This is a genomic window from Chitinophaga sp. (assembly GCF_036569185.1).
Classification (GTDB): Bacteria; Bacteroidota; Bacteroidia; order Chitinophagales; family Chitinophagaceae; genus Chitinophaga.
The window spans coordinates 1-12,328 of sequence record NZ_DATCRD010000046.1 but is presented as its reverse complement, the minus strand read 5'-3'; the positions used below and the strand labels follow the sequence as shown (position 1 = coordinate 12,328).

Genomic DNA, 12,328 nt, shown 5'->3' with positions numbered 1-12,328 from the left:
ACTGGCTCAAAGCCATGCGTGGGGAGGGCGACAAGCCAGTCGCCGCCAGCGCGCTGCTGGAGCTTATTCTCAAAGATCCCTCATTTACTCATTATGTAGTTAGCGTATAATGGAAGCACATATCATCCGGCGATACAGTTTCGACATCACCTACGATTCCAGGCCAAAGGCTTTTGCATTGCAGGATAAAGTGAGCATGCTTTTCCGGCAAAGTATCAGCAACAGTGTGGACGAGCTGCTGCAGCAACTGATCCCGGCGGATATGATGGCTTCTATCGACGGGCTGGTACTGAACATCGGTACTATCCCTGCGAAAGACATGGAAACTGAGCTGCCGGCGAAGATCCTGGCAGCCCTGCAGCAGATGCTTACCGACTTGCTGCATCACCAGCATGCAGGCACCCAGCATAGTATCAACGGGGATATTACCATCCGCAAAGGAGACGACCGGCAACTGGAACTAATGACCTTTTTCCTGTTGCAGGGCGTAATGCCCTGGTGGGCTACTGCCGCTGAGCGCGCACAACCCGGAGAGATCATCCTGCAACTTTCCAGGTCCTCCCCCGGTAAGCTGGCTGATTTTACCCGCAGTATCGGGCAAAGTCGCAGCGTGAGGGAGCGGATGGTGTGGCAGTTTTCCGTTACCGTACTGCAGGCAATTGTAGAGGTGCTGGAGCCCGCGGAAGCGCTGTTTATTATTGCCGGCAGCCGGGAAATACTACTGCTGCAACAACAGCAGCAACTCCTGCATACAGAAACCAGTGAACTGGAAAAGGCGGTATGGCTGTTCATGCTCACCTATCTCATTATGGAGCGGGGCAGTAATTTTAACCGCAAGGAATTTGTGCGCAGCAACCTGTTGCAACTGGCCCGGCATTTCAATCTTTCTTATGATACCCTACTGGGGCTGTTTTACGAAGCCTGGTGGCGCTATAAATCGTCGATGCCTGAAACAGGGTTGGGCAGTTACATCAAATCACTTTTTGACGAGCTAACTGCTACCCCTGAACGAAAATATATTGCCGGCGGCGATCCATCTTACCAAAAGCTCATGGCAGATACGGGGGAACAGATCAGCGTGCTCCGCTACTATTTGCTGTACGGCGCCATTCCGTGGTGGGCGCCGGGCGTTACACCCGCATCGCTGCAGCAGATGTTCCTGAATACCGGTTATCATTCTGCCGCTTCGTTAAAACAGATGTTGCAGGCAGTATTGCAACACCACGCTGCTGCAGGCAGATGGAACAGCCTGATACAAACAAATGCAGCTGCCATAGCAAACACCGGGTATTTAAGGGAGATAAAAAACTGGGCAGACGACACCATTGCTGCCACACCGTTCGCCCCAGACACCGGTATAAAGCGGTTGTTGCTCCGTGATGCGATCCTTCACCTGCTCACCTATGGCAGCATTTCATGGTGGGGTAAAACATATGCGCACTTCTCCCTGAACAGCCTGCTGGAACAGCTGGCGGACCAGCATCCCGATCAAACGCTTACCATACTGGAATATGCCGCCACGCTGCCAGCGGCCATGCAGCGACTGGTAACCGGTGTAAAGCCGGCCGTATTTTTCCGGCTGTTAAAAACCAGTGGTATGAGCACTGCGGTTGAAGAAGTGTACGATAACGTATATACGTTGCTGTTAGCCGTACAACAATTGGTTACCATTACCGCGCAGCCATTGGAGCCTTTTATACTACGGGCCATCTGGCAATCGCTTGCCGCTGCCCGCTACCGCAGGATCAATAAAGATATATTATTACAGCAGCTGTTTCTCCCCGCCTGGTCGGAGGCCCCGGTAGCGGCCCCACGGATGATCCGTTTCCTGTTGCAACAACTGCTGCCTGTTATCAATCATCTTTCCGGGAACACCGTGCTGGCCAGTGATCTCCAGGCATGGACCTTTCCTGTAGCAACAACGCAGGAAACAGAGCGTTTGCCGGCACAGCTACCGGTATCCCCCCAAACCGTTACGCGCTGGTTGCAACAATTCCTTAACACCGGCCTGCTGCCGGAAGCAGCGGGCAACACCAGCGCCGGTTATGCCGCGCGCTTACTGCAATGGTTATACGAATATCATGAAACGCAAATAAAAATACTACAGGACAGTATTACGTTGTCACCTTTACTATTCGTACAACTGGAAGAATTGTTCCTTCAGCTGGAACCGCATATTGAACCGGTAGAAGCGCTGCTGCAACCCTGGCTGGAGAAAATAATTGCAGCAGATCACCTGTTTGCCGGCGGCAGTTCGTTTGCCGGCGGCGGTGTATTTACTACAGGTAATACATCTGCTTCGGGTGCTGCGTTTGCTTCGGGTAACTTCTTTGACGCCGGCAGCAAGATTACAGGCGGCGCCGGCAGCAGGCGACATCAGCCGGCGGTGGCCTTCCGTTCACTGCTGCAACGGATGCAGCGTTACACGGCTATTACTGCGGAGCATCAGCAACAGGAGATACTGGAAGAAGCCAGGCAGCTGCTAACCGTGTTCCTTACCCGGCACCGGTTGCCGGAAAAACTGGGGGCTTTATCTTTATCAGCCGCCAACGAAATCATCAAGGCAGCGGTGATACTGTTGTTTAATGCCGCACCGGGTATCCTTCAGCAGCTCTTCAGTAATTACCGGCAACAGCTGCCAGCAAGACTGCAGGTATACGGATTATTTTCATTTTATGCCGGGGCGCCCGACAGTCATATCCGGCAAAGCCTGGATGTATATGCGGTGCAGGATAGTTTGCTGCTGTTGCAGGAATCCGCCGGCAGCAGCCGCCAGGAAGGTATTACCGACCTGCGTAAGGCCGTTCGTTTTTATAAGCAGCGCAGCCGGCAGGAAAGAAAATTATTCTACAGTAAAATACTACAGCATACCGCGCTCATAGAACAAATGGCGCAGCACCTGAACGAAGCCTCTTTTCTTGACATTATGCAGGATACTCCTCTCGGGTGGACAGCCAACGCCATGGATGCCCTCCATGAGCTGCAACAGCTGCTGGAAGGCATGCTTCCCGGCAGCCAGGAGAAACTACAACTGCAACAGGTATTCCGGCGTTTTCACCTGCTGCTGTTAGGTGCGCATATCCATGTGTATGATGCACGCAGCTATGCCCTCCGCCTGCTTGACTTTATAAAAACGGCGGCGCCGGGCATAGCAGCGGTACTGCTGGCCCGGCTGGTTAAAAATGCGCAGCAACCGGCATTACTATCCTATACGCATATACGTAATTTGATGCCGGCATTACAGCAGGAAGCACAATTATCCGTTAACACCGAACGGCACCGGGCGTTGCTACGGGAAAGCCTCTACGAAAAGGACCGGCTGCAAACGGCAGCAGCCATGGTAAATGAACCGGAAGCCCCGGCCCGGGAACCGGAGAGTTGGTCAAAGGTGAAGAAGCCCCCACTGGACACCATTTATACCGGCAACGCCGGCCTCATCCTACTGCATCCTTTTATTCCCTATGGCTTTAAACGGGTTGGCCTGGTAAACGATGAAGGCTTCGTAAACAGGGAAGCGCAACATCGCGCGGTGCACCTGTTGCAGTACATGGCTACAGGGAAAGAGGAACATGCAGAACATGAACTGGCGCTTAACAAAATACTATGCGCATTACCGCTGGAAGAACCGGTACCGGCAGAAATACTACTGACAGCAGAAGAAAAACAACTTTGCGAAGAATTATTGAAAGTAGTGATACAGCGTTGGGAGAAGATGAACAACTCCTCCGTGGAAGGCTTCCGGGCCGCCTTCCTGCAGCGCGATGGTGCGCTATGGGAAAAAGAGGGCGACTGGTGGCTGCGGATAGAAGAACGGGGATATGACCTGATACTTCAAACCCTACCATGGGGCATTGGTATGATCAAAGCTCCCTGGATGGAAAAAACAATATATACAGAATGGGCGTACAGTTAACAGCAGCCAATGCGGCTGCATTGGAAAAAGAGCTGGAATGGTTCCGCTTACTGGCTGCGGCGCGCATGCAGCAATACTTCCAGCAAACGGCAACAGCATACCCTGCCGCACCGGATCTCACGGAAGACACTTCCGTGTATGCGCAGATCATCAAACACTATAGCATGTCGCCCGCTGAACGGATCATCCTGTTGCTGGCATTGATACCGCATATACAACCGGAGCTGCTGGATATTTTCTTTGTGAAGAACGCTACGTACGACAGGGGCTTTACAGAATTCGGCGGCATTAAAGGCCAGACCCACGGCGGCTTCCTGCCCACGGGTGAAACGGCGGCGTTCCTGCTGGCAACAGATGGTTTGCAGCAACGCTTTAACCTGATCCGGTATTTCAGCCCTGATCATTTTTTCAGCAAACACCAGATCTTACGTCTCGCCCCCTCCGGTGACGAGCCACTGCTGAGCGGTACGCTGAACCTTTCCCAGGAATACCTCAGCCTGTTTACACAAGGCGTGGCTCACCGCCCGGATTACAATACACAGTTCCCCGCCAAACGCATTGAAACGGGCCTCGACTGGCAGGACCTGGTACTGGAGCCGCACGCCATGGAAGAAGTGGAAGATATCCGCACATGGATAGAACATGGTACAACGCTTCTGCACGACTGGGGCATGAGCCATAAAATAAAACCGGGCTTCCGTAGTCTTTTTTACGGGCCACCGGGAACGGGAAAGTCGCTCACCGCCTGCCTGCTGGGGAAAACATTTAATATGGAGGTATACCGCATCGACTTATCGCTGGTGGTATCAAAATTTATCGGTGAAACGGAAAAGAACCTGGCCCGGGTATTTGACAGGGCAGTGAACCAGCAGTGGATCTTATTCTTTGATGAAGCGGATGCTTTGTTTGGGAAACGCACCCAAACGTCTTCCTCCAACGACCGTTATGCCAACCAGGAAGTGGCTTACCTCCTGCAACGGGTAGAAGATTTCCCTGGTGTGGTGATATTGGCCACCAACCTGAAAGCCAATATAGACGAAGCATTTGCACGACGTTTTCAATCCATGATCTATTTTTCCATGCCGGGACCGGAGCAGCGGTTACGCATCTGGCAACAATCGTTTCCTCCGCATATATCGCTGGAAGATAAACTGAACCTGGAAGATACCGCGCTCAAATACGAAATGGCCGGTGGTACTATTATCAATGTAGTACGCTACAGCTGCCTGATGGCGTTGAAGCGGGGCGATAAAACCATCCGGCAGAAAGATGTGCTCGCAGGCATCCGCAAGGAGTTTGGAAAAGATGGGAAGATCGTATAGGCTACACCGATACCAGGTTCTCCACTCCTGCCTGTTTTCTTAAATTCATCAGCGCATACCGCACCCTGCCCAGTGCAGTATTAATGCTGATGCCAATGGTTTGTGCCATTTCCTTGTAACTGAGATCGGCATAATACCGGAGAATGAGGGCTTCCCGCTGCAGCCCGGGGAGGCGGTCGAGCATCGTATTGATTTCCTCGGTGACTTCTGCACGGATCATATGATGTTCGCGGCTATGCTCTGTCAGTTCCATATAATCACCCAGTTCATCGTTATAACTGACAATAGTATTCGGTCGCTGATGCGCTTTCCTGAAATGGCTGATACAGGCGTTATGCGCTATTCTCACGGCCCATGCCAGGAAACGGCTGTTATCAACGTAGTGGCCTGATTGCAATGCATTCACAATCTTTATAAATACTTCCTGGAAAATATCTTCCGCCAGGCTCCTGTCTCTCACTAATAAAATAATAGTAGTAAAGATCCTGTTCTTATGACGGTACACCAAAGTGGTAAAGGCTGCATTATTTCCTGAAATATACAGATGGATCAGTTCCTGGTCGGTAAGGTTACTATATGGGTTCATACACGGTTTCATAAATTTTGGTCAATGAATGTTTTTAATGGGGCCGCCCTGAAAAAGGCAGCCCTTATATATCTGGTGGTTGTATTAGCCAACCTAGTCCTTGAGATTTAAATATTTTTTCACCTGGCTGTAATCGTTCCAGTCGATGCCTGCGGCAGACCTGGCAGCTACCCCACCAGGAACAATTACATACCTGTATTGATAACGTTTATCAGTAGACGTAGTACTGATAGGCGCATTCGCGATCAGGTCTATACCGCTGGTATATGCCACGAATCTTACCAGGTATCCATACTCATCTACATACGGTAAGGGCTGTACGAAAGAATTAGCGGCAGTACCTAAATTGATATATACATTGATGGATGCATTAGCCAGTAAAGGAGCGGTTAACTTTGGTACATCCAGGCTGGCGCCATAGATGATGGTATTGATGGTACCATTCTGGTTCAGGATGGTATCTGCAGGTGCAAAAGCAACGTCCAGCCAGGCGGAATAAATAACATTGGCGGTACCTGTTGCGCCTGAATCACCTTTAGGACCTGTGGGGCCGGGTATACCTGAAGGTCCCGGAGGGCCGGCCGGGCCTACAGGGCCTTGTTCTCCGTCTTTGGAGCAGGCAGCAAAAAATAGTACAACCGCAGTGATCAATGCATAGGGCATAAAGCGTGTAACCTGTTTCATAATGACAATTGTTTGTTTTGTTTTTTTATTTAATAATGAAAGATGAAAAAGTGAATGGCGGCTACCATACGTTCCGGGGACAGGTATCTCCGTACTTGTTACCCAGCAGGAAACCGATCATGATCTCATGGGTGCCCCTGCTTACCGTATTGAGGGATGACGCCGTATAGTCGTACGAGTAGCCGATGTTAAACTGCGAACTGATATTAACCCCAAACATGGCCGCCACCCCGTCGTTCACCCGGTAGGAAGCGCCCAGCCAGAGGCGGTCGCGGTACATAAACCGGGCATTGATATCCACGCTGAAGGGCATGGCTGTGATCATTTTCAGCATCACCGACGGCATTACATTCAGATCATCGTTTATCCATAACCGGTAGCCGGTAGTAAAGAATAAGTGCGGTACCAGTTTACCACTGTATAAAGAGTCGCCCACCACTTTACCGTTGTCGAATCCTATTTGCTGGGGAATGATGTTCTGTACAGATAAGCCCGCAAAGTAATCCGCGGAGTATAACCACAGTCCTGCGTTCACTTCCGGCTTCCACTTATTCAATACGCCGGAGCTGCTGCCCAGTACCGGATCGGAAGGATCGAAGAACTCCACCCGGCTGGCATCCAGGCTCACCTGCTGCATGCCGATCCCAATACCAGCGCTTACACTTGTGCGGGGCGACAGGTTAATATGATGCGCATAGGCGCCTGTAACAGAGAAGCGGTTCAGCGGGCCGGTTTTATCGTTCAACACGGTGAGGCCCACACCCGGATGCGGAGGCGGCGTGGTATAATCCTGCCAGTAGGCTTTCCCCCGGGGATTACTCCCTTCCGGATCAAAACCGGTGGGCGAAGCCGTACTATAATCCGATTTACGCAGCGGTCCCTGCAGGGTCATATAGGTGGTTACCGGCGCCCCTTTCATCCCTACCCACTGGTGCCGGTGACTAAAACGCAGGTCCCAGTAGTTTTCAATACCGGCCAGCGCAGGGTTAATGATAAAAGGATTCATGATATACTGCGTGTAATGCGGTTGTTGCTGTGCATGGATAATCTGCAGCAGCAAAACGAGCAAGCCTGTGAGCACAATGTTTTTCATGGATCAGTGATTTTGGGTTAAACAGCCGGGCTGTTACTTTTTGATGATGGTAAATGCCGTTCTCCTGTTCTTTTGTCTTCCTTCCGGGTTATCACTGCCATCTTCCAGGGTATTAGGCGCCACCGGCTGCGTATCGCCGTAACCTATATAAGTAAGCCTGGATCTGCTGACGCCTTTGCTAACCAGGTATTCCACGCAGGTTTTTGCACGGGCTTCCGACAGGCGCTTATTAAATGCTGGCTTGCCCTTGCTGTCTGTATGCGCGCTTAGTTCTATCTCCATACCAGGGTTGGCTATAAGCAGCTCTGCAAGCTTATCCAGGGAAGGGAAAGAGCCTTCCTGCAGCGTGGCCTTATTGAAATCGTAGTACACATTTTCCAGTACTACCGGCGCTTCCGGCGTTACCAGTTTGGTAAGGCACAGCACCGGCACTGTCATGGCGGCGGTATCCTCATCCGGCGGCACAGTTATATGCTGCGCATTGGACGTATAACCGTCTGCGTTAGCTACTGCCTTTAGCGGGAGGAAATCGGGCACTGTAAACGTATAACTGCCATCAGCTGCTGTGGTGTGGGTATACACCACTTTGTTGTTCACTGTGTCAATCACATTAACAGCGGCGCCGGCCAGCGGTGTATTATTATCACAGGATACAACGATACCGCTCAGTTGTTTCGGTGGACGGTTCTTATGTACAAAGAACAGTTCCAGGCAACATTCTGCGGCACGGTCGGTGCCTAGCAGTACATCATCCAACAGGTTCTTATTATTACTCCTGCTGGTAAAATAAATATCATCCTTTACCGAGTTAACCGGGTAGCCCATGTTCACCGGTATCTTCCAGGATCCTGGCTTTCCTTTGCTGGAAAAGAAATCGTATCCCCCCATACCGGTGCGGTTATCTGCAGAAAATACCAGCGTTTGCGTAGCGGCATGATAAAACGGCGCCTGTTCATTTCCGGCAGTATTGATCACATCGCCGAGATTAGCAGTTTGCAAGGGTTTCCCTGATTCGTCGAGTATGGCATACCATAAATCAAAACCACCATAACCATCGGCCCTGTCGCTCGCATACAGCAACGTTTTACCATCCTCCATTAAATAAGGCTGCTGGGTATTATTCCCTGCTGCATTTACCATGGGATCCATGATCACGGGATCGCTCCAGTTGTCGCCGTTCTTATGCGATACATAAATAGCAGAAACCTTTTTACCATGATCAATATGCCAGCGTGTAAGGAATAGCAGTTCCCCGTTGGGCGACAAACACGCGGCGCCCTGGTGCAAGCCCTGGGGTTGGTCGAGTTTCAGCAGGCGGATATTGGATACCTGCCCGGCTTCATAATCGGCCGTATACAGGCGGTTGATATAGGTATGATTTTTCTGGAAAGAGCTATCGGGCCGGGTTGACGTGAAAATAAGGTGACTGGCATCGCTCCACAGCGGCGCATAGCTGGCGCCGGTGGTATTCAATGCAGCTGGGGCCTTCTTCACATTGTATTCCGACAGGTCTTTCTTATTCAGCTGCGCCGTTATAAATTCAAGGTTCTGCAATTCGCGTGTAGCCGCTTCCGTGAATTTATCTTTAGCAGTATAGCTGCCCAGGAAATTCTTAAACGCCTGGGCGGCTTCCTCATACTTAGCCAGTGCGCGTAAAGACACCGCGTAGTAGTAAGGCGCCAGTGGAAAGCCTGCGTTGTCCAGTTCCATTACAGATTCATAATAAGGCGCCGCCTTACCGTAATTATGAAGATTACGGTAGCTCTCCGCCAGTTTGTATACCGCCTGCTGTTCACTGCTCACCTTTGCTGTTTTATTTTTCACTACCGACACCGCCGCATAAGGTTTATAGGTATCCGGCTTTACCGTTCCGGTACGTGAGCCCAGGTACTTTTCATAATAGGTAGCCGCCGAATTGTAGTCCTCTTTACTGTAGTACTGATCTGCAGCCTTCAGGTAGTTGTAGGTAAACTGTGCATTCGACATCATACCGGCCAACAACCATGCGGAAGTAAATAATATTTTTTTCATGAGATCGGGTTGCTTTTAAAAGTTGATTACAATCGTGGACAAACAAATTCTACGTCCGGCGTTCTTATAGATCTGCGGCCAATGAACGTGAGCGATATTTCAAAGCTATTGGAGCCGTGCGCCATTTTGCTGAGATCAGAAGTATTGATATCATAGCTGGCGCCCAGCATCATGTTCTTATAAATAAAACCGGCGTGCGTGGTCACCGCATCTTTATAGCGGTAATTCACGCCCAACAGGAAATCCGTACCGGCAGCGGCATTCAGCTGCCCGTAAGCGCCGATCATTTTCTCCTGTGCAGGGCCCTGCTGCATGAACAGGAAGTTGGGCGTGATGCTGAGTATTTCAGACAATGTTAATTTCACACCGCCATGTACGTTGAAACGCATCGGGAAACGGGCGTCCCCTTTAGCGCTGAACTGGTCTTGTGGTTTGGTGAGATGCATTACCGAGAAACCGCCGTAGATGTTAAAATTCTTCCCGGGCGTAGCATCATAATACAGCGCGCCGGCGCCCGCATCAAAAGAGGCGGCGGAATTACGGGTAAGCACATCCGATACGGGGTTACCGGGATTGTAACCGGTAACAGGATTCCATTGCTCTCCATAAGTGAGCTTGGAAGGATCGAACCTGCGCTGGATAAAGCCCAGCTGCAATCCGAAATTTAACTGGTGGTAATGCGATGGATCCAGTTTCACCCCCGTGTAGGCAGCGCTTACATAGGCAGTGGTGTAGTTATATCCACCATCACCGGCAGTTTGATTTAATACGCTGGCGCCTATATTGATATTCTTTGCGGTGGGTATTTCCCCGCTCACGCCGTAGGTTTTAAAGGGACTGATGTTTCCCCACTGGGTACGGTAGATAGCCGATATGCGGTAGTCGCCATCGAACACTCCGGTAAGCGCCGGGTTTAACCACGACGGATATACGTAATACTGGGAAAAGTGCGGGTCTGCCTGCGCCATGAGCCGGGTACCGGAACATAGTGCAGCAGCAAGGACAATGAAGGTTGCAATAACGGTTCTCATCTGCAATACAGTTTTATGTGAATGATTTACTTTACCTGATAATGGTGACGTATCCTGTTACAGGCGCCATTCCCGGCCGGAGCCTGATTATATAATAATAAGTGGCCAGGGGTAGCTGGTTGCCTTTGAAAGTGCCATCCCACGGAAGGCTGTAGCCGGTAGAGCGGTATACCCTTTGCCCGTAGCGGTTAAATACTTCCACGGTGCTTTCTGCATAATCAGCCAGGTTGCTGATGATCCAGGTGTCGTTCACACCATCTCCGTTGGGAGAGAAAGCATTTGGCGGCGCTACGGGTTTCAGCACCTTTACCGTCATGGCATCGCGGGCCATACAACCATGCTTACCGGTAGCGGTGAGCGTGTAGGTGGCATCGTGCATGGCGGGGATTACCGGCGACAGCAACGTAGGGTCGGGGAAGTCGGCAGCTGGATCCCAGGCAAACGTAAGGTTCACGGAATCGTTGGCTACCGGTTTAAAGCTCACAAGGGTTCCCTGCGCTACCACAAAGGAGGGCCCCGCATCAATGACAGGCTGGAGGTATACGATCACTTTACTGCTAAAAGCAGATGATCCGCAACCCGACTGATTTGCTACCTGCAACTGCACACTGTATTCACCAGGTGCGGTATATTTTTTTACCGGGTGCTGTGCTGTAGAAGTGGTGCCATCTCCAAAGCTCCACTCCCATTTATTAATGGTACCGGTAGGATCTGTGCTCTGGTCAGTAAATACATTATCAGCGCCCTGGCAAAGCGTATCGGGCGTTACTTTAAAGGAAGCCACCGGCTGCCCATAGAAAGCGCTTAATGTTTTGGTGGCCGAATCTTTACAGCCATAGGCCGTAGTAGCCACCAGTTTCACATCAAACGGGCCAAAGGCTTTGTACTTCCAGGTGGGGTCTTTGGCTGAAGAGCCAGTACCGCCATCGCCGAAACTCCACTGGTAAGAAAGGGTCGACTTATCCTTCGCTGTAGTAAGGTTTGTAAATACAGCAGTACCATCCGGCATGCATACTTTCGATGGTAACGTGAAATCTGTTACCGGCAGCTCATGCACTACCACTATGGATTTAGCCGTATCACTGATACAATTATGATCACTAACCGCCACCAGTTTCACGAGGTAGCTGCTGTCTTTCTGGTAAGTGATGCTAAACGGATTGTTGTTGGTGTTGTTCCTCAGGGTACCGTTTGCCAGGTCCCATTTCCAGTTGGTGATAGTACCTACGGAGATGGCAGACTGATCGGTGAACACTGTATTTTGTCCCAGGCACAAATCTGCTGTAGCAGCGAAAGCTGCTGCCGGTTTGGGAAATACTACCTGCGTGGTGGAAATCGAATCTGTACAGCCGGCGTCGGTGGTAAACACGTACCAGATGGTGTGCGTACCTGCGCCTGCCACTGCCGGTTTGAAATTACCTGTAGAGTCAGTACCCGGGCCGCGGTAGTAACCTTTACCGGCCACGCCGTTCTGTATGGTAGCCTTGCCTATGGCGATGGTACCCGGCGCGTTCACACAAACGCCATTCAGGGCGGCATAGGCCAGTTGTGGTTTTAATTTAAACGTAGCCGTTACCGTAGTATCTTTCGTACAGCCTTTATCGGTAGTTACGCTGTACTTAATACTGTAAGTACCAAACTTCGTATAGGCGTGGGTGGGATCTTTGG

8 protein-coding genes are annotated in these 12,328 nt (G+C 50.9%); 2 read left to right on the top strand and 6 right to left on the bottom strand.

Annotated features, from left to right (window positions below; genetic code table 11):
• Positions 1-109: 109 nt before the first annotated feature.
• Both VIM72_RS03460 and VIM72_RS03455 read left to right on the top strand, forming a co-directional pair.
• Complete coding sequence (locus VIM72_RS03460; RefSeq protein WP_332001476.1) at positions 110-3,913, top strand: contractile injection system tape measure protein; 3,804 nt, start codon at positions 110-112, stop codon at positions 3,911-3,913.
• Positions 3,898-5,235, top strand: coding sequence for an ATP-binding protein (locus VIM72_RS03455; protein WP_332001475.1), 1,338 nt, complete (start codon positions 3,898-3,900; stop codon positions 5,233-5,235). Before VIM72_RS03460 ends, VIM72_RS03455 begins: the two co-directional genes overlap by 16 nt.
• Before the next feature lies 1 nt (position 5,236).
• On the opposite strand, the gene VIM72_RS03450 is transcribed toward VIM72_RS03455, so the two are convergent.
• From VIM72_RS03450 to VIM72_RS03425, 6 genes are all read right to left on the bottom strand, one after another.
• On the bottom strand, positions 5,237-5,821 hold the full coding sequence (locus tag VIM72_RS03450) for an RNA polymerase sigma factor (RefSeq protein ID WP_332001474.1): 585 nt from the start codon (positions 5,819-5,821) through the stop codon (positions 5,237-5,239).
• A gap of 93 nt (positions 5,822-5,914) precedes the next feature.
• Positions 5,915-6,505, bottom strand: a complete 591-nt coding sequence (locus VIM72_RS03445; RefSeq protein ID WP_332001473.1) for a hypothetical protein — start codon at positions 6,503-6,505, stop codon at positions 5,915-5,917.
• A 61-nt stretch (positions 6,506-6,566) separates the two neighbouring features.
• On the bottom strand, positions 6,567-7,598 hold the full coding sequence (locus VIM72_RS03440) for a type IX secretion system membrane protein PorP/SprF (RefSeq protein WP_332001472.1): 1,032 nt from the start codon (positions 7,596-7,598) through the stop codon (positions 6,567-6,569).
• Between the two features lie 33 nt (positions 7,599-7,631).
• Entirely contained in the window at positions 7,632-9,629 is a 1,998-nt protein-coding gene (locus VIM72_RS03435) for an OmpA family protein (protein ID WP_332001471.1), read from the bottom strand.
• A 26-nt stretch (positions 9,630-9,655) separates the two neighbouring features.
• Complete coding sequence (locus VIM72_RS03430) at positions 9,656-10,660, bottom strand: PorP/SprF family type IX secretion system membrane protein (protein WP_332001470.1); 1,005 nt, start codon at positions 10,658-10,660, stop codon at positions 9,656-9,658.
• 31 nt (positions 10,661-10,691) lie between these two features.
• The coding region (locus tag VIM72_RS03425; RefSeq protein WP_332001469.1) for a PKD domain-containing protein at positions 10,692-12,328 on the bottom strand (1,637 nt) is incomplete at its 5' end.